This is a genomic window from Streptococcus sp. 116-D4 (genome assembly GCF_009731465.1).
Lineage (GTDB): Bacteria > Bacillota > Bacilli > Lactobacillales > Streptococcaceae > Streptococcus > Streptococcus pseudopneumoniae_E.
On sequence record NZ_AP021887.1, the window covers coordinates 1,238,095 to 1,255,821 of the forward strand.

Genomic DNA, 17,727 nt, shown 5'->3' on the forward strand with positions numbered 1-17,727 from the left:
TACTTAAATCTTATCATAAGCTAGAAAAACTGTCAAATTTTCGCTTAATTTAAGGCCTTCAAAAAAGCTAATAAGACTTGGGCAGAGCGACGTCCAGCTTCGATAATAAACTCATCAAAAGAGATGTTTGCTTCATGGTTGGCATTGTCACTCATAGCTCGGATGACTAAGACTGGAAGCTTAAGGGCCTGCGCTGCCTGAGCAATAGCTGCCCCCTCCATCTCAACAGCCAAAACTTCCGGGAAATGGAACTTAATCGCTTCTATCTTGTCATTTCCGGCAACAAAACTATCTCCTGTAGCAATTAAACCAAGATGCCAGTTTTGATCCAATTGAGATAAACTCTCTTGGATTTTAGCAACAAAGGTTTTATCTGATTCGAAATAAAGTGGTTGTTGCGCCATTTGTCCATAAGCATAGCCAAAAGCTGTGACATCCACATCATGATAAGCTAATTTGTCAGCAATCACAACATCCCCAACAGCAATACCTTCTACTACTGCCCCAGCTGATCCCGTGTTAATCAAAGCATCCACCTGGAAATGATCAGCCAAAATCGCCACACTCATAGCAGACATGACCTTACCAATTCCACTTTCTACAAGAACGACTTCATGCGAGGCAATGGTTCCAGTATGATAGGTATTCCCTAAAACAACTTGCTCTTGGGCATTTTCTAGATGCTGGACCAGATAAGCCAGTTCTTCTGGCATAGCTGCAATAATCCCTATTTTCATTTCAATTCCTTTTCTATTACAACAGTTTCATTGCTAAGATAAGCAAAATCAAGAGAAAGATGACTACGAATAAAATTTTATTCAATTTAGAATTGAAGACATTTCTCTTTGTATTTTCAATGCGACGGCTTTTATGAATAGACGGTTCGACCTGAATCTTCAAGGTTTCCTGGCTAAATCCATGATCCTTAGGATTGGCATAACCAAAACGAGAAGAAGAGGTTGGTAAAATCTTAGTCTCCTCATCATCTAGCAAAGGGGGACCTGAAATTTTTTCGCCTCTATTAGCTCTTTCAATCATTTCATCCGTTAATAAAGGTTTACCCATACTGACCTCCTCTATCTTTTCTGCAATTCCCAATACTGAACAGCCATAATTGTCTTGGCATCACAGATATGACCTGATTGGATTAAATCTTTGGCTTCTTCTAAGCTCACTTCAAGGACTTCCAAGGTTTCATCTTCATCCTGCGGACGCGGATTTTCCACTTTCGTCAAATCGCTGGCTAGGTATAGTTTTAACTTTTCATTACAAAAGCCAATGGCTGAGTAAAAATCATACAAGAGTTCTAATGTCCCTGTATAGGCTGTTTCTTCCTCTAATTCACGAAGGGCTGCTGCGACAGGATCTGTATTTTCTCCTACTTCCAATTTTCCAGCTGGAATTTCGTAAGAGACTGCCTCGATAGCTTTGCGGTACTGCTTGACCAAGATGAGTTTTTGTTCATCCGTTACTGCTAAAACACAGACAGCTCCATTGTGGAAAATCAAATCCCGTTGGGCAGTTCCCTTACCTTCCGGTAATTCAACCTGATCTTGGACCAGTTTAAAAATGGACCCTTGATAGATTTCTTTTCGGCTAAGCGTTTTTTCTTCAAATTCCATGATAGACTCCTACTGATTTTTAGGATGATGAGGAAGGCGAGTTGCATATTCATCTTTGTTAACCTGACGTCCACGACCAATCGCAATCGCATCCGCTGGAACATCTTTGGTAATCGTTGAACCCGCACCAACGAGGGAATTGTCACCAAGTTCTACTGGCGCAATAATGGTTGAATTTGAACCAACAAAGACATTGTTGCCGATGACTGTCTTGTATTTGTTTTTACCGTCATAGTTGACTGTAATGGTTCCTGCACCGAAATTAACCTCGCTACCCACTTCACAGTTTCCAATATAAGTCAAATGACCAGCCTTGGTATTCTCGCCGATAGAAGACCCTTTCACCTCTACAAAGTTACCAATATGAACTTGGGCACCCAGACTTGAACCTGGACGGATGTGGGCATAAGGTCCGACTGTCACACCGTCTGCAACACTACTTTCTTCAATCATAGAATTAGTAATGACAGCTCTTGCTCCAATAGTGCTGTCCACTACATAAGTACCATTTGTCAAAACAGTCTCAGCTCCAATTGTCGTTTGCCCTTTCAAGGTAACATTGGCTTCGATTTGAACTTCCGGAGCAATCTCAACATCAATATCGATATAAGTTGCTTCTGGGTTGACAAAGCTAACACCGTTGACCATGTGTTGTTGATTGATACGGCGACGCATAACTGACTCAGCAGTCGCAAGAGCCACACGGTCGTTTACCCCAAGACTTTCATCAAAATCTTTCAAAGTATAAGCGCCAACTTTTTCACCAGCCTCACGGAAAATCCCAATGACATCTGTGATATAGTATTCACCTTGAGCGTTATTGGTATTGATATTTTTCAAAGCCTCAAACAAACGCTCGTTATCAAAAACATATGTTCCAGTGTTGATTTCCTTGATTTGCTTTTCAAAATCTGTAGCATCCTTCTGCTCAACAATACGAAGAACCTCAGCATTGTCATTACGAACAATTCGTCCATAGCCAAAAGGATTATCTGTTTCAGCAGTCAAGATAGTGGCCACATTTTTGTGATTGATATGGAAATCAATCAAGTTTTTCAAGCTTTCACCTGTGATTAAAGGAGTATCTCCTGCAATGACCAAGGTGTGACCTGACAAACCTTCTAGGATAGGTTTTGTCATCATAACTGCATGGCCAGTCCCTAACTGTTCAGATTGAGTCACAAATTCTGTCTGTCCAGCCAAGACCTCTTCAACCAATTCCGCCTTGTGTCCGACAACTGTTACTGTCTTTTCAGGTTGGATAGCTCCCACACTACGGAATACATGTTCCAGCATAGAAATACCCGCAACCTTGTGCAACACTTTTGGCAAATCAGACTTCATGCGAGTCCCTTTACCCGCTGCTAAAATAATGGCATAATTTGACATAATCTTCTCTTTTCTCTAGAAATTCCCTTTTATTATACCATATTTCAAACCATTCCGCGCTCTTGAATAAAAAAATGCTCTAAAGTCCTTTCTTAACCCATTTTTTGAGTATTTTTTTTGATTTTTTCTCATTTTTAAGGTAAAATTATGAGGTATGAGAAAGAAAATGAATCCACTTATTTTATTTGGTTTTTTTGGGATTTTGATTTTCATTTTAATCCTGAATCGCCCTCGTTTTGAGGACCATCCTGTAAAAACAAAGTCAAATATCGCGCAAGTAGAATCACAAGCGCTACATAATATAGATAAACCGGTGATTGATGTTTCTGGTTGGCAACGTCCTGAGGAAATTAATTACGATACTCTGTCCCAAAATATTTCTGGAGCTATCGTTCGCGTCCATAGTGGCGCTCAGTCTTCAAAAGAAAACGATGCTTCCTTTGTTAATGGGGTAGATAAGGCCTTTAAAACCCATATTACCGAATTTCAAAAACGAAATGTCCCAGTTGGGGTCTATGCCTTTGTAGCTGGAAAAAGTGTCCAAGAAATGGAAAAGGCTGCCGAAGTATTTTATAACGCCTCTTCACCATACACTCCTAGTTACTATTGGCTAGACGTGGAAGACAAAACCATGTCCAATATGAACGAAGGGGTTGAAGCCTTCCGAGCAAAACTAGAATCACTTGGAGCTAAAAATATCGGAATCTACGTTGGGGTCTACTTCATGGAAGAACATAGTATTGATACAGGCAAATTTACGTCTGTTTGGATTCCTTCCTATGGTTCAAATACCGGATTTTTCGAAAGCAAACCTGATACGGACTTAGATTATGATATCCACCAATACACATCTAAAGGAAAAATTGCTGGCTTTGACCACGATTTGGACATCAATGTTATTTCTTCTTTCAAAAACAAAGAAGAAACCTTTAGAAAACTCTTTTTAAAACCTTAAAAGCATTTGTTTCTCATTTGCTTTTTCTTTTTGTGTTAGATTGTGATACAATATAGTAAGGATTTTTTGAAATAGAAATAGTTGGAGGAAATATATGCTCTCATGGTTAGCGCGCATTATTAAAGGGATTGTGATTGCTCTTGGATTTATCTTACCAGGAATTTCCGGAGGGGTTCTAGCAGCAATCTTAGGAATTTATGAACGAATGATTGGTTTTCTGGCTCATCCCTTTAAGGACTTTAAAGAAAATGTTTTGTATTTTATACCAGTTGCCATCGGTATGCTTCTGGGAATCGGCTTATTTTCCTACCCTATTGAATACCTGCTTGAAAATTATCAGGTCTTTGTCTTATGGAGCTTTGCAGGTGCCATCATTGGTACAGTTCCTAGCCTCCTCAAGGAATCAACTAGAGAATCTGACCGAGACAAGATTGATTTAGCTTGGTTCTGGACAACCTTTATCATTTCTGGATTAGGACTCTATGCCTTAAATTTTGTCGTTGGAACCTTAAGTGCCAGCTTTCTTAATTTCGTCCTAGCTGGTGCACTGCTGGCTCTTGGCGTATTAGTTCCTGGCCTCAGTCCATCAAATCTCCTTTTGATTTTGGGTCTCTATGCTCCTATGTTGACTGGTTTTAAAACCTTTGACCTCTTGGGAACCTTCTTCCCGATTGGAATCGGAGCAGGCGCAACTCTCATTATTTTTTCAAAATTGATGGATTATGCCTTAAACAACTACCACTCACGCGTCTATCATTTCATCATCGGTATCGTCCTTTCAAGTACCCTTTTGATCTTAATTCCAAATGCAGGAAACGCTGAAAGTATCCAGTACGCAGGACTCTCACTTGTTGGGTATGTTATCATCGCCTTCTTTTTTGCACTGGGAATCTGGCTTGGTATTTGGATGAGTCAATTGGAGGATAAATATAAATAATGGCAAAAAAAGTTAAAATCAAAAAAACATTAGTGGAACAAATTCTATCTAAAGCAGCTATCCAACATCAGGGGATTCAAATCAATGCCCTGGAAGGAGAACTTCCTCAAGATTATGAACGAAACCAGATCTTCAAAACCTTGGCGCTTTTGGGAGACAAGACAGGACCCATTATCGGAATAGTCCCTATCACTCAGCACTTATCTGAAAAGAAACTAGCCAAAATTTCTGGCAATAAAAAAGTGAGCATGATTCCACAAAAGGACTTAGAAAAAACAACTGGTTACATTCATGGAGCCAATAATCCTGTCGGTATTCGTCAGAAACACAATTATCCCATTTTTATCGATAAGATTGCTCTAGACTTGGATCAAATGATTGTTTCTGCTGGGGAAGTTGGCCACAGCATTATCGTTGCTCCCAAAGACTTAGCCAGCTTTGTAAAGGCTGACTTTGCAGATATCTTGGAGGACAGCAAATAATGAAACTCTACTTTGTCCGCCACGGTCGTACCGTCTGGAATCAAGAAGGACGCTTTCAAGGTGCTAGTGGAGACTCTCCCCTTCTTCCCGAATCCATTGAAACCCTCAAACGACTAGGTCAGTATCTCAAGGATGTTCCTTTTGATCAGATTTATTCAAGTGATTTACCTCGAGCGGTCAAATCTGCTGAGATCATCCAAAGTCAACTCCAGGCGCCCTGTCCTTTAGAAAGTGTCCCTAATCTCCGTGAATGGCAACTTGGGAAGTTGGAAGGTTTGAAAATCGCAACCTTGGAAGCTATTTACCCGCAACAAATCAAAGCTTTTCGATTTAATCTTGCTCAATTTGACACTCAAATGTTTGGAGCTGAATCCCTCTATAGCACCACACAACGGACCATCCAATTTATCAAATCATTAAAAGATAGTCCTGCTGAGCGTATTCTAATTGTCGGTCACGGTGCCAATCTTACTGCCAGTATTCGTACTCTTCTAGGCTATAAAGAACCACTTCTTCGTAAAAATGGTGGCCTAGCAAATGCCAGCTTAACCATTCTAGAAACCCATGACTTTGAAACATTCACTCTCGATACTTGGAATGATACGTCCTATCAATAACAGAACTTGATTTTAGCGTCAAGTTCTTTTTAGTTTTGAAAGATTATCCGTGAATTTCTTGGTTATTTATGATAAAATGGGAGTATCGCAAAAAATGATTCATCGTATTCAATTTTGAGTAAAACTAGGAGGATCCCATGTCAACAGAACATATGGAAGAACTAAACGACCAGCAGATCGTTCGCCGTGAAAAAATGGCTGCGCTCCGTGAACAAGGAATCGATCCTTTCGGAAAACGCTTTGAACGTACTGCAAGTTCACAAGAATTAAAAGATAAATTTGCTGACCTCGATAAAGAACAATTACATGATAAAAACGAAACAGCTACTATCGCAGGACGCTTGGTAACCAAACGTGGTAAAGGTAAGGTTGGATTTGCCCACCTTCAAGATCGCGAAGGTCAAATCCAAATCTACGTTCGTAAAGATGCTGTCGGTGAAGAAAACTACGAAATCTTCAAAAAAGCAGACCTTGGTGACTTCCTTGGTGTCGAAGGTGAAGTAATGCGTACAGATATGGGAGAACTCTCTATCAAGGGGACTCACATTACACACTTGTCTAAGGCCCTTCGTCCGCTTCCAGAGAAATTCCATGGTTTGACAGACGTTGAAACCATTTACCGTAAACGTTACCTTGACTTGATTTCTAACCGTGAAAGCTTTGAACGCTTTGTCACTCGTTCAAAAATCATCTCTGAAATCCGTCGTTACCTTGACCAAAAAGGATTCCTTGAAGTGGAAACACCTGTTCTTCACAACGAAGCTGGTGGTGCTGCTGCTCGTCCGTTTATCACTCATCACAACGCTCAAAACATTGACATGGTGCTTCGTATTGCGACCGAGCTTCACTTGAAACGCCTTATCGTCGGTGGTATGGAACGCGTCTATGAAATTGGTCGTATCTTCCGTAACGAAGGAATGGATGCTACTCATAACCCTGAATTTACTTCTATCGAAGTGTACCAAGCTTATGCTGATTTCCAAGACATCATGGACTTGACTGAAGGTATTATCCAACACGCTGCTAAAGCTGTTAAAGGCGATGGCCCAGTTAACTATCAAGGTACTGAAATCAAAATCAACGAACCATTTAAACGTGTTCACATGGTTGATGCTATCAAAGAAATTACTGGTGTCGATTTCTGGCAAGACATGACTTTTGAAGAAGCCAAAGCTATTGCTGCTGAGAAGAAAGTTCCAGTTGAGAAACACTACACTGAAGTTGGACACATCATCAACGCCTTCTTTGAAGAATTTGTTGAAGAAACTTTGATTCAACCTACCTTTGTCTATGGACATCCAGTAGCTGTATCTCCACTTGCTAAGAAAAATCCTGAAGACGAACGCTTTACTGACCGTTTTGAGCTCTTCATCATGACTAAAGAGTACGGTAATGCCTTCACTGAGCTCAACGACCCAATCGACCAGCTTAGCCGTTTTGAAGCCCAAGCTAAAGCCAAAGAACTTGGTGACGATGAGGCAACAGGCATCGACTACGACTACATCGAAGCCCTTGAATATGGTATGCCACCAACAGGTGGTTTGGGAATCGGTATCGACCGTCTCTGCATGCTCCTCACTGATACAACTACTATCCGTGATGTATTGCTCTTCCCAACAATGAAATAATACTCTTCGAAAATCTCTTCAAACCACGTCAGCGTTGCCTTGCCGTACTCAAGTACAGCCTGCGGCTAGCTTTCTAGTTTGCTCTTTGATTTTCATTGAGTATAAGCACTTATCCTCTGGTACTTGCCAGAGGATTTTTTGATGCAAAAAGAGACTGAGTAAAAACTCAATCTCTACTTTTCACTTCTTTGGTTACTACATCCTCTCCAAACCATTTTTGGCTGATTTCTTGGAACTTCCCTTCTTGGTATAGTGCGATAAAGGCCTGGTTTAAAGCTTGCAGCAATCTTTTGTCTGCTGGTCTAACTCCGACCGCAAAGGACTCACTTTCAAATCCTGCTGAAAAGACATTGTAATCATTTAATATACCCTCAGACTGGAGATAGTAATTAGCATACACTCGGTCAATCAACAAAGCATCAATCCGGTCATTTTTCAAATCAATCAAGGCCTCATTAAAACTCTGGTACTGATTAGCCTTCTGGTCTTTGACACGATTTTTCAGTGAATCTGGCTGGGCTTCAAAGTCTAAATAACCAGAGGAACCTGCTTGGGCTCCCAAGATCTTATCCTTCATATCCTCTACTGAATGGATCTGCTGGCTTTTTTTCGTCACCAGAACTTGCTGATTTTCCATATATGGAATACTAAAGGCAACTTTCTCTCGGCGTTCATCAGTGGCAGAATAGCCATTCCAGATGGCATCAATGGTTCCATTTTGCAGTTCCGTCTCCTTCATATCCCAGTCAATTGGTTGAAATTGAACCTTAAAACCTAATTTTTCAGAGACAGCTTGTGCTAAGTCGATATCAAACCCTGTATACTGTCCATTCTTTTCTTCAAATCCCATGGGTACGAAGGTATTATCAAAACCAATAGCAATGGTCCCCTGCTCTTGATATTTATTCCAGTTATCCTGCTTTGGATCACTAGCCTTCTGAGTACAAGCTGTTAAAAAGAGAGTCAGGAGAGCAACCAATACTAAAGTAATTTTCTTATTAGTCATTGGAACCTCCTACTTGGGCTCAATCTTGAGAATCTGATCTGCGATATTTTCAGCGAACTGTAAATCGTGGGTAACCACAATCTGCGTCATACCAAGTTCTCTATTTTGCAAGATCAGTTTTTCCACTTCCAAGCGCAATTCTGGATCCAAGGCAGAAGTTGGTTCATCGTAACCAATGATTTCTGGGTCAATCATCATAGCACGCGCCAAGGCCACCCGCTGCTTTTGCCCACCAGATAGTGAGAAAGGATAGGCATCTGCATGACCAGCCAGTCCTAATTGTTCCAAGAGATCACGCGCCTTCTTCTCAGCTTCTTCCTGCTTCATTCCCATGGTTTTCACAGGAGATAAGATCAAATTCTTTAGAACTGATAAATGAGGGAAAAGTTGAAAATCTTGGAATACAAATCCCAGTAAATTCCGCTTCTCCAGTTCATCCAGTTCTAAAGATTCTCCATTATAAAAGATTTGCCCTGAATCAATGGTTTCAAGACCCGCAAGCATACGTAAGAGAGTTGTCTTACCTCCACCAGAAGGTCCAACGATAGCCAAGATTTGCTTTTCAGGAATTTTTAGACTGAAATTAGATAAAATTTGCTTTTGACCAAAGCCCTTATTGATGTTTCGTAATTCTAACATGGCAACCTCCTATCTATAGTAACTGTATTTCTTCTCAACTTTTTTGGCAAGAATGGTTACAACCCCAATCAAAATCAAGTAAATAGCTCCTGCCAAGAACATGGGAACCAGGCTAGCGTCACGGTTGGCAGCTGTTCGGCTTGCTAAGATGAGGTCTGAAATGCCTAGAGCATAGACCAGAGACGTATCCTTGACCAAACTCATGACTTCGTTAAAGACACTAGGAAGAACAATCTTGGTCACTTGGGGCAAAATAATATAGCGTACTGTGGCAAAAGGACTGAACTTTAAGACCTTAGCAGCCTCATATTGACCTTTAGGAATGGTATCAATTCCCCCACGGAAGATTTCAGCAAAGTAAGCTGCATAATTGAGAACAAAGGCAATGATGGCTGCAGGAAGGCGATCCAAACGAATTCCAATACTTGGGAGCACATAATAAATAAAAATCAATTGCAAGAGCAAGGGTGTACCCCGCATGATCCAGATATAAATATTAATTAGATGATGGAGGGGCTTCCAATGGACTTGCAAGGCAAAGGCAATCAAAACGCCCAAGGGAATAGAAAAAATCAAGACCAGTGCAAAAACCTGCAAAGTCATGCTTGCACCGCTCAATAAACTCGGTAATATCTCAAACAAATAAGACATACTGCACCTCCTAAAAATAATTATTCCTTTTATAGCATAAATAAACAAAATAACCAAGAATATTTGCAAAAAGAATTCTCTTTCAAAAAGAAAAACTATATCTATCAAAAATGATCAGATACAGTTTTAAAAATATATTCTTACAATCTCTCAATTAGTTCTTGCATTTGCACATCATCTGGAACCAGTTTTAAGTAAGCCTGAGCATTAGCTTTGGCTTCTTCAACGTAGCCCAATTCACGCAGAAGATAGATATAGTGTTCCAGAAACTCTGGATTGTCCTTCAAATCTCCTACCAAGTCTTGGTAATACTCGTAAGCAGCATCCAAATCGTCCATCTCTTGATAAGAACGAGCAATCATCCACTTGGTCAAAGGATTTTCTGGCTCCTCGCTCTGCAAGTCTAGAATATCCTCATAACGCTCCTGTTCCAGATAAATAGTAGCTAGACGGAGTGAAATTTCTTCTGTATCCTCAGCATCTTCTTTAGCAGTAAGGAGGTAATTTTCTGCACCACTGGCATCATGCAATTCATAAGAAAATTGTGAAGCAGCTAGCAAGAGTCGAGTTTCAAAGGGATTTTTCTCTAAGCCTTGCTTAGCGATACGCAGGGCTTCTTGAACCTGATGTTCCTTATGCAAGGCCTGACTATAACCATACTCATAGCCTTCAAAGTCAGGTGAAATGGTATCAAGTTGCTTAAAGTAGAGGACAGCTTTTTGGTATTCTTCTCTATCAAAGTAAAGACTGGCTAACTCAAAAGCTGTTAGGTCATCGTATTCTAACTCCAGGGCTTTTTCTAAAAACTCTGTAGCCGTTTCAAATTTCCCTAACTGAGCATAGGCAAAGCCAATCCGTTGGTAGGTAGAAATGCCTGTTTGCTCATAAATAGTACGATTATCTAACTGGGCATAGCCTTGAATAGCTTCTTGATAATTTTCCAACTCACTATCCAACTCTGCTAAGCCCAATATCAAGAGAGGATCTTCTGAGTAAGTCAAGGCCTCCAATAATTTCTCACGCGCCACATCTGTCAAACCTTCCAACTGGTAAAGGTCTGCCTTCAGAGCTAAAGCAGAAACATACCAGTCACTGTCAGCTTGGATTTCCTCAAGATAGGTAAAGGCTTCTTCAATTTGACCATCTTCGCTAGCAATAGCTGCTAGATTAAGATTAACCTCTGGAAAATCCTCCACAATTTTCAGATAAATTTCCTTGGCCTGAGGATAAAAACCAATCCCTTCAAGATAAGTAGCTAACTCATACAGAAGGTCGCTTGGATCATTTTCTAAAGCTTTGACGAAATAATGCTCAGCCTTGGTTAAATCTTGCTCTTCCAAAGCTTGTAACATCTGCTGACTATTGTTCACTCTTGACTTCCTCTCCTTCTAGTTCATATAGACCACTAACTACCTTATACCATTCAAAAATCGCTGAAATGACAACCTTTGCAGAGGCATAAACTGGAATACCGAGCAAGACTCCCCAGATACCAAACATGGATCCTGAAGTTAACAAGACAAAGAGAATATTAATAGGATGGATATTCAATTGACTTCCCAAAATCAATGGAGAGACAAAACGGCCTTCAATAGTTTGTTCTACGATAAAGACAATCACTACTTTCAAAAGCATGACTGGCCCGGCAATCAAGCCTAATACTAGGGCAGGAATCATGGCTAAGAAGCTACCTAAATAAGGAACCAGATTTAAAATACCAGCAGTAACTCCCAACGTAACCGCATAGCGTAGACCAATGATCTTGAAGAAAATCATAAACATTACCGCTACAATAATAGCCACTGTTACTTGCCCTCGAACATAGTTGGACAACTGCTGATTCACATCTGTTAAAACTTGTCCAACAGGTTCTTTCAATTTCGTTGGCATAAATTGGGTCAAATAGTGACGCAGGTCTTTCCCATCACGTAAGAGATAAAAGAGCATGAAAGGAACGATAATCAAGGCAACAATCACTTGAGAAGTGCCGCTAATAAAGGAGCTCACCCAGTTGACTGCCTGAGAAGAAACCTTACTTGCCCAAACTGTAGCCTGACTGGAGAAGTTTTTCAAAACTTGTTCTAACTGAGGTCTGAAATCATCTGGTAAACGCTTGGTGACCAAATCATCAATAACTCTATCAGCATCTTCAAGGTAGACTGGGACATTCCTTGCAAAACTTAAAACCTGACGTTGCAGATTTGGAATGGCTACTGCCAAGCCCCAAATGATAAAGAGAGCGATGATGACAAAGACAATACTAATCGCTATAACACGTTTGATTTTATGTTTCTCCATCCAATCAACAATGGGATTCAATAAATAGTATAGTAAACCAGATAAAATGACTGGCAACATGACGACTGTCAAAAAATCTAAAACAGGTGAGAATAGAAAACTAATCTTACTTAAAATAAAAAGATTCAGTCCCAATAATAAGGTTACCAACAATACCGTAATTGCCTTGTTATCCAAAAACCACTTGAAAAACCAAGATAGGTTAAAATGTTTCTCTTTTTGCTCCATAAATACTTCCTTTCTATGTTCTCTCATTATACCATTTTTGAATCAAAATAACTCTTTTTTAAAGTGTTTACACGGAGACAGCGACATAAAAAATCCCCTCAAAAGAGGAGATTCGATTAGTCTTGAATATGACGGTCTAAGTTCTTCTGATAATCAGCATTTGATTTGGCTTTTTCATCAGCAAATTTCTTACGGAACTCATCCATTTCTTTAGTAGTGACTATCTTATCTTGAATTTTCAGATACTTGTAGCTATTTTCACTGGTCTTATCACCTACCCAACCACCGGCACCAGTACCTAGAACTTTCTTCGTTACTAGCATTTGGGCACCGTCTGAGTGTACAGGAATAACCAAGGCACTGTCTGTTAACCAAGCTTGAGCTTTTGCATATTTAGAATAACGTTTTTGCAGATCTGTTTTTTCACTATTTGCATCATCAATCAATTCTTTGTATTTATCTAATCCAACTGTTTTAATGGCTGGATTGTCTGTTCCTGGTGCTACACCAAGAGTGCCGAGGAGACTTGGACCTGAAGTTGGATCAAATACATCTAGATAAGTCGATGGATCAGCAAAGTCTGGACTCCAACCACTAACTGCATTAATATCCCAGTCAGTATTTGCATTGGAAGTAGCTAGAGTAGTCATACTTGCCAATTCATCGTCAGAAACTTGTTGAATATCAACAACTACATTGTCAGAGCCTAACGCTTCCTCAATAGATTGTTTATAAGACTGAACCTGACGAATAAAATCTGGATTTGATGAAGAAATTGGCAAATCTAAATGAATTGGGAACTGTACTCCATCAGCTTGAAGAGTTTTCTTAGCAGCTTCAAACTTAGCCTTAGCCTTGTCTACATTATGAAGTGAATCTTGGGCATCATCAAGACTGACATCTTTCCAGACATTATCCAATTTATCCAATTCTGTCTTAGTAACTTGACCAAATGTTTGATCTCCTACTTGTACAAATGTTGGAGGAGTAAAACTTGTACGTAACTTACGAGGTCCTACTTCATCACCAAATACTTGAGAGATCCCTGCTTTACGATCTACCGCAAAAGCCAAGGCTTGACGGAAATCTTTGTTTAAAAGTGCTTTCTTAGTAGAGGATTTTTCTACATCACTTGTTTTAGCAGTATGATTGTATGACACACGATCAATATTAGTAGACATATAGAATACGCCACCTCTTTGTTGACCATATACAATATTATCCTTATATTTTTCTTTTAAACGTTCATAGTTGGCAGAGTTTTTAAAGAGTGGAGCAGCTGGATAATGTCCCTCATCAAAACCGCGTCCTAGAGAGTCTGCATCTTGACCATCAAAGAAGGATAACTTGATATCATCAATAAAGACATTTTGTTTATCCCAATAGTTTTGGTTTTTGGTCATTTCTATAGAAGACTTAGATGTAAGACCTTTGAGGAGAAAAGGCCCATTGTATAGAATGCTCGTTACATCCGTTGGCTTACCAAAATCATCTCCTTTAGAAGCTAAAAAGTCTTCATTGACTGGTGCAAGGACTCCCATTGTCGTTTTTGAATTCCAGAAAGATTCTGGATGATTCAAAGTATAAACAACAGTATAATCATCTGTTGCTTTCACGCCTACGGTTGAGAAATCTGTTGTTTTCCCATTTACATAGTCATCCAATCCTTTGATAGAATCCTGTACCAAATAGAGAGCCTGTGATTTTTTATCAGCCGCGTGCTTAAGACCAGTTACAAAATCCTGAGCCTTAACTTCACCATACTCCTCTCCCTCATTGGTATACCACTTGACACCCTGACGGATTTTATAGGTATAGGTCGAACCATCTTTGGAAACAGTCCAATCTTCTGCAACTGATGGTACTAGATTCCCATATTGGTCATTTTCAAGCAAACCGTCAATAACGTTACCTGTGACCTGTTTAGTGCTGACATTTCCAGAAACTGTATAATCCAGAGTCGAAGGATCTGATGAAAATACATAGGCATAAGTAACTGGTTTATTTGCTTCTTTATTAGCATTAACAGATGAACACGCTGCTAGAACAGCTGTTGAGAGTACAGCAACTCCTGTTGCTAAGAAAATACGTTTTTTCATAAACAAACTCCTTTGCAATTTGTATAGGATTATTATAGCACTTTTCAAAAGGAAATCAACACAAAATCAAGTCAAATTTACTCTTTTGTTATACTTATCTATGTGTTATAGAGTTCCTCCAACTACAATTTTTGTGATATAATAGTCTTATCTTTATTATAGAGGTAAAGTTATGAAAGAAACTGTTTATTTTGGAACTTATACACGACGTACTTCTCAGGGGATTTACAAGGCTGACTTTGATACAGAAACTGGTCAGCTTGCAAATCTAGAACTTTTTGCTCCTGAACCAAGTCCAACCTATCTTGCTTTTGACCAGAAGCAACATCTATACACCGTTGGTAGTCAAGATGATAAGGGAGGAATTGCAGCTTATCAAACTAACGGGACTTTATTAAATCATGTCGTTGAAGAAGGAGCTCCCCACTGTTATGTTGCTGTTGATGAAAAGCGTGATTTGGTCTATGCAGCCAACTACCATAAAGGACAGGTCCTTGTTTATAAACGGCAGAAAGATGGTAGTCTTCTACTTAGTGATGTTGATCAACATAGTGGCCAAGGTCCACATGAAAATCAAGCTTCCCCCCATGTTCACTATACAGACTTAACACCTGACCACTATCTAGTGACTTGTGACTTAGGAACTGACCAAGTTGTCACTTATGACCTTGATCAAGAAGGCAAATTATCTAAACTCTATACTTACAATAGTATTCCTGGTGCTGGTTCTCGTCATATCGTTTTCCATAACCACTATAAAATCGCTTATCTGATTTGTGAACTCAATAGCACTATCGAGGTTCTAATCTACGATGGTGTTGGCGAATTTGAACGCATGCAAGTCATTTCAACTCTACCTGACGGTTATGAAGGCTTTAATGGTACTGCTGCTATTCGTCTCTCTAAAGATGGTAAATACCTCTACGCCTCTAACCGTGGTCATGATTCTATCGCAGTATATACAATTCTTGCGGACGGTAGCTTAGAGTTATTAGAAATCGTTCCAACACATGGTCAGACTCCACGTGATTTTGATTTGACACCAGACCAAGAATTCCTCATCTCTGTTCACCAAGACTCTGACAATGCAACCGTCTTTAAACGCAATCCTGAAACTGGTCGTCTAGCCGAACTTTCTAACGACTTTCATGTTCCTGAAGCTGTCTGCATCAGTTTTGCTCCTTAAGAATACATAAAAAATGAACTTGATAACTCAAGTTCATTTTTTCTTATAGTCTATTTCCGACATTAATACGGTTAATGGCACGTTGCAAAGCAATCTTAGCACGACGTTCTTGGTCAATCAAGTGTTTGTCTTGTGCTTCTTCAATTTCACGCTCTGCTCGAAGTTTGGCACGTTCTGCGCGACTGATATCGATATCACGAGCACGTTCCGCAGAATCAGCAACGATTGTAATGGTATCATTGGCAATTTCAACAACGCCTCCGTTTACTGCAATCCAGTTCACGTTATCTTCATTATCAATACGTTTTACCTTTACTTCATCAACTGCTAAAACCGCAATCATATTTTCATGTCGTGGCAAGATCCCCATCTCACCATCCAGAGTTCGAACTGATACATAGCTGGCATGGTGATCATAGACGAGACCATCTGGTGTCACGATCTGGACAGTTAACTGAGCCATAGATCACCTCTTAAAATCCCATTTTTTCAGCTTTTGCAATCACATCTTCGATAGAACCCACACCACGGAAGGCATCTTCTGGCAAGTTGTCATATTTACCATCAAGGATTTCCTTAAAGCCACGTACAGTTTCAGTAACTGGAACATAAGAACCAGGCTGGCCAGTAAATTGTTCCGCAACGTTAAAGTTTTGTGACAAGAAGAACTGGATACGACGGGCACGAGCAACTAAGGTCTTTTCTTCATCAGAAAGCTCATCCATACCAAGGATAGCAATGATATCTTGCAATTCATGGTAACGTTGAAGGACACGTTTTACTTCAGCAGCAACTGCATAGTGCTCTTCTCCAACGATTTCAGGTGCCAAGGCACGTGAACTTGAAGCAAGTGGGTCAACGGCTGGATAAATACCCAATTGTACCAACTTACGTTCCAAGTTTGTTGTTGAATCCAAGTGAGCGAAGGCTGTTGCTGGCGCAGGGTCAGTATAGTCATCCGCTGGCACATAGATAGCTTGGATAGAGGTTACAGAACCCTTCTTAGTTGATGTGATACGTTCTTGCAATTGACCCATTTCTGTAGCCAGTGTTGGTTGGTAACCAACGGCTGATGGCATACGACCCAAAAGGGCAGATACTTCTGAACCAGCCTGAGTGAAACGGAAGATGTTGTCAATGAAGAGAAGAACGTCTTGACCTTCTACATCACGGAAGTATTCAGCGATTGTCAAACCAGTAAGGGCAACACGCATACGTGCTCCTGGTGGCTCATTCATCTGACCAAATACCATGGCTGTTTTCTCAATAACGCCTGATTCTTTCATTTCCCAGTAAAGGTCATTCCCCTCACGAGTACGTTCCCCAACACCAGTAAATACTGAGATACCACCGTGTTCTTGGGCAATGTTGTGAATCAATTCTTGGATTAAGACGGTTTTACCAACCCCGGCACCACCGAAAAGTCCAACCTTACCACCTTTTAGGTAAGGGGCAAGAAGGTCGATAACTTTAATCCCTGTTTCAAGGATTTCAGAAGAGGTAGACAACTCATCAAAAGTCGGGGCTTTTTTATGAATTGGCTGACGCTCTGCATCTTCTGCAAAAGGAGCTTCCAAGTCAATGGTATCTCCCAAAACGTTGAAGACACGACCCAAAGTTTCTTTACCTACTGGTACAGAGATTGGACGACCTGTGTCCAATACTTCCATGCCACGAGTCAAACCATCTGTTGATTCCATGGCGATAGTACGGATCATACCATCTCCCAACTCTAAGGCTACTTCAAGGACGATCTTTGTTTTTCTTTCGTCATTTTTGTAGACGACAAGTGCATTGTTAATCTCAGGAAGTGTTTCCCCAGCTGCAAACAAGACGTCTACAACGGGACCGATAACCTGAGCAATTTTACCTGAACTCATCTCCTTCTCCTATTCTATATAAGATACTGTCGGTTCCTAGTAAACTAGGTCCTAATACTCTTCGAAAATCTCTTCAAACCACGTCAGCTCTATCTGCAACCTCAAAACAG

Annotated in this window: 18 protein-coding genes; 6 read left to right on the forward strand and 12 right to left on the reverse strand. The window is 40.2% G+C overall.

Features of this window, described 5'->3' with window-relative positions; genetic code table 11:
• Positions 1-44 precede the first annotated feature (44 nt).
• From UKS_RS06365 to glmU, 4 genes are read right to left on the reverse strand one after another with little or no spacing between them, the layout of a single operon-like run.
• Positions 45-737 (reverse strand): 5'-methylthioadenosine/adenosylhomocysteine nucleosidase, encoded by a 693-nt coding sequence (locus UKS_RS06365; RefSeq protein WP_156012238.1) that lies wholly within the window; start codon positions 735-737, stop codon positions 45-47.
• Positions 738-753: 16 nt separating this feature from the next.
• A complete protein-coding gene (gene macP, locus UKS_RS06370) occupies positions 754-1,065 on the reverse strand; it encodes a cell wall synthase accessory phosphoprotein MacP (protein ID WP_049494853.1) in 312 nt (103 codons plus the stop codon).
• An 11-nt stretch (positions 1,066-1,076) separates the two neighbouring features.
• Positions 1,077-1,622, reverse strand: a complete 546-nt coding sequence (locus UKS_RS06375) for an NUDIX hydrolase (protein ID WP_156012239.1) — start codon at positions 1,620-1,622, stop codon at positions 1,077-1,079.
• A 9-nt stretch (positions 1,623-1,631) separates the two neighbouring features.
• Positions 1,632-3,011 (reverse strand): bifunctional UDP-N-acetylglucosamine diphosphorylase/glucosamine-1-phosphate N-acetyltransferase GlmU, encoded by a 1,380-nt coding sequence (glmU, locus tag UKS_RS06380; protein WP_156012240.1) that lies wholly within the window; start codon positions 3,009-3,011, stop codon positions 1,632-1,634.
• A 154-nt stretch (positions 3,012-3,165) separates the two neighbouring features.
• On the opposite strand from glmU, the gene UKS_RS06385 reads away from it, so the two are divergent.
• The 5 genes from UKS_RS06385 (at position 3,166) to lysS (ending at position 7,630) form a co-directional block, all read left to right on the forward strand.
• Positions 3,166-3,966, forward strand: coding sequence for a GH25 family lysozyme (locus UKS_RS06385; RefSeq protein WP_156012241.1), 801 nt, complete (start codon positions 3,166-3,168; stop codon positions 3,964-3,966).
• Positions 3,967-4,060: 94 nt separating this feature from the next.
• Positions 4,061-4,903: a DUF368 domain-containing protein gene (locus tag UKS_RS06390; RefSeq protein WP_049494860.1), complete on the forward strand. Its 843-nt coding sequence runs from the start codon at positions 4,061-4,063 to the stop codon at positions 4,901-4,903.
• Complete coding sequence (locus UKS_RS06395) at positions 4,903-5,385, forward strand: aminoacyl-tRNA deacylase (protein ID WP_049494862.1); 483 nt, start codon at positions 4,903-4,905, stop codon at positions 5,383-5,385. The genes UKS_RS06390 and UKS_RS06395 overlap by 1 nt, the downstream gene beginning before the upstream one ends.
• A complete protein-coding gene (locus tag UKS_RS06400; protein ID WP_156012242.1) occupies positions 5,385-6,002 on the forward strand; it encodes a histidine phosphatase family protein in 618 nt (205 codons plus the stop codon). The genes UKS_RS06395 and UKS_RS06400 overlap by 1 nt, the downstream gene beginning before the upstream one ends.
• 137 nt (positions 6,003-6,139) lie before the next feature.
• Positions 6,140-7,630, forward strand: coding sequence for a lysine--tRNA ligase (gene lysS, locus UKS_RS06405; RefSeq protein ID WP_156012243.1), 1,491 nt, complete (start codon positions 6,140-6,142; stop codon positions 7,628-7,630).
• A 166-nt stretch (positions 7,631-7,796) separates the two neighbouring features.
• Here lysS and UKS_RS06410 read toward each other — a convergent pair whose 3' ends face one another.
• From UKS_RS06410 to UKS_RS06435, 6 genes are all read right to left on the reverse strand, one after another.
• Positions 7,797-8,636 carry an amino acid ABC transporter substrate-binding protein gene (locus UKS_RS06410; RefSeq protein WP_156012244.1) on the reverse strand — a complete coding sequence of 280 codons (840 nt, stop codon included), beginning with the start codon at positions 8,634-8,636 and terminating at the stop codon, positions 7,797-7,799.
• A gap of 9 nt (positions 8,637-8,645) precedes the next feature.
• Entirely contained in the window at positions 8,646-9,275 is a 630-nt protein-coding gene (locus UKS_RS06415) for an amino acid ABC transporter ATP-binding protein (RefSeq protein ID WP_156012245.1), read from the reverse strand.
• Positions 9,276-9,284: 9 nt separating this feature from the next.
• Positions 9,285-9,926 carry an amino acid ABC transporter permease gene (locus tag UKS_RS06420; RefSeq protein WP_156012246.1) on the reverse strand — a complete coding sequence of 214 codons (642 nt, stop codon included), beginning with the start codon at positions 9,924-9,926 and terminating at the stop codon, positions 9,285-9,287.
• A gap of 140 nt (positions 9,927-10,066) precedes the next feature.
• Positions 10,067-11,296 carry a tetratricopeptide repeat protein gene (locus UKS_RS06425; RefSeq protein WP_173020469.1) on the reverse strand — a complete coding sequence of 410 codons (1,230 nt, stop codon included), beginning with the start codon at positions 11,294-11,296 and terminating at the stop codon, positions 10,067-10,069.
• Positions 11,286-12,452, reverse strand: a complete 1,167-nt coding sequence (locus UKS_RS06430; protein ID WP_156013063.1) for an AI-2E family transporter — start codon at positions 12,450-12,452, stop codon at positions 11,286-11,288. The genes UKS_RS06425 and UKS_RS06430 overlap by 11 nt, the downstream gene beginning before the upstream one ends.
• Before the next feature lie 116 nt (positions 12,453-12,568).
• Complete coding sequence (locus UKS_RS06435) at positions 12,569-14,551, reverse strand: peptide ABC transporter substrate-binding protein (protein WP_156012247.1); 1,983 nt, start codon at positions 14,549-14,551, stop codon at positions 12,569-12,571.
• Positions 14,552-14,723: 172 nt separating this feature from the next.
• Here UKS_RS06435 and UKS_RS06440 point away from each other — a divergent pair, with 172 nt between their 5' ends.
• On the forward strand, positions 14,724-15,737 hold the full coding sequence (locus tag UKS_RS06440) for a lactonase family protein (protein WP_156012248.1): 1,014 nt from the start codon (positions 14,724-14,726) through the stop codon (positions 15,735-15,737).
• A gap of 43 nt (positions 15,738-15,780) precedes the next feature.
• Here the strand turns inward: UKS_RS06440 and UKS_RS06445 are convergent, their stop codons facing one another.
• Together UKS_RS06445 and atpD are read right to left on the reverse strand one after the other, a co-directional pair.
• Positions 15,781-16,200 carry a F0F1 ATP synthase subunit epsilon gene (locus tag UKS_RS06445; RefSeq protein ID WP_156012249.1) on the reverse strand — a complete coding sequence of 140 codons (420 nt, stop codon included), beginning with the start codon at positions 16,198-16,200 and terminating at the stop codon, positions 15,781-15,783.
• 10 nt (positions 16,201-16,210) lie between these two features.
• A complete protein-coding gene (atpD, locus tag UKS_RS06450; protein ID WP_156012250.1) occupies positions 16,211-17,617 on the reverse strand; it encodes a F0F1 ATP synthase subunit beta in 1,407 nt (468 codons plus the stop codon).
• Positions 17,618-17,727: the final 110 nt, after the last annotated feature.

Bases quoted from the DNA above. Each gene is read 5' to 3' on its own strand.
- UKS_RS06365 (WP_156012238.1), bottom strand. From the start codon at position 737: ATGAAAATAGGGATTATTGCAGCTATGCCAGAAGAACTGGCTTATCTG.
- macP (WP_049494853.1), bottom strand. From the start codon at position 1,065: ATGGGTAAACCTTTATTAACGGATGAAATGATTGAAAGAGCTAATAGA.
- UKS_RS06375 (WP_156012239.1), bottom strand. From the start codon at position 1,622: ATGGAATTTGAAGAAAAAACGCTTAGCCGAAAAGAAATCTATCAAGGG.
- glmU (WP_156012240.1), bottom strand. From the start codon at position 3,011: ATGTCAAATTATGCCATTATTTTAGCAGCGGGTAAAGGGACTCGCATG.
- UKS_RS06385 (WP_156012241.1), top strand. From the start codon at position 3,166: ATGAGAAAGAAAATGAATCCACTTATTTTATTTGGTTTTTTTGGGATT.
- UKS_RS06390 (WP_049494860.1), top strand. From the start codon at position 4,061: ATGCTCTCATGGTTAGCGCGCATTATTAAAGGGATTGTGATTGCTCTT.
- UKS_RS06395 (WP_049494862.1), top strand. From the start codon at position 4,903: ATGGCAAAAAAAGTTAAAATCAAAAAAACATTAGTGGAACAAATTCTA.
- UKS_RS06400 (WP_156012242.1), top strand. From the start codon at position 5,385: ATGAAACTCTACTTTGTCCGCCACGGTCGTACCGTCTGGAATCAAGAA.
- lysS (WP_156012243.1), top strand. From the start codon at position 6,140: ATGTCAACAGAACATATGGAAGAACTAAACGACCAGCAGATCGTTCGC.
- UKS_RS06410 (WP_156012244.1), bottom strand. From the start codon at position 8,636: ATGACTAATAAGAAAATTACTTTAGTATTGGTTGCTCTCCTGACTCTC.
- UKS_RS06415 (WP_156012245.1), bottom strand. From the start codon at position 9,275: ATGTTAGAATTACGAAACATCAATAAGGGCTTTGGTCAAAAGCAAATT.
- UKS_RS06420 (WP_156012246.1), bottom strand. From the start codon at position 9,926: ATGTCTTATTTGTTTGAGATATTACCGAGTTTATTGAGCGGTGCAAGC.
- UKS_RS06430 (WP_156013063.1), bottom strand. From the start codon at position 12,452: ATGGAGCAAAAAGAGAAACATTTTAACCTATCTTGGTTTTTCAAGTGG.
- UKS_RS06435 (WP_156012247.1), bottom strand. From the start codon at position 14,551: ATGAAAAAACGTATTTTCTTAGCAACAGGAGTTGCTGTACTCTCAACA.
- UKS_RS06440 (WP_156012248.1), top strand. From the start codon at position 14,724: ATGAAAGAAACTGTTTATTTTGGAACTTATACACGACGTACTTCTCAG.
- UKS_RS06445 (WP_156012249.1), bottom strand. From the start codon at position 16,200: ATGGCTCAGTTAACTGTCCAGATCGTGACACCAGATGGTCTCGTCTAT.
- atpD (WP_156012250.1), bottom strand. From the start codon at position 17,617: ATGAGTTCAGGTAAAATTGCTCAGGTTATCGGTCCCGTTGTAGACGTC.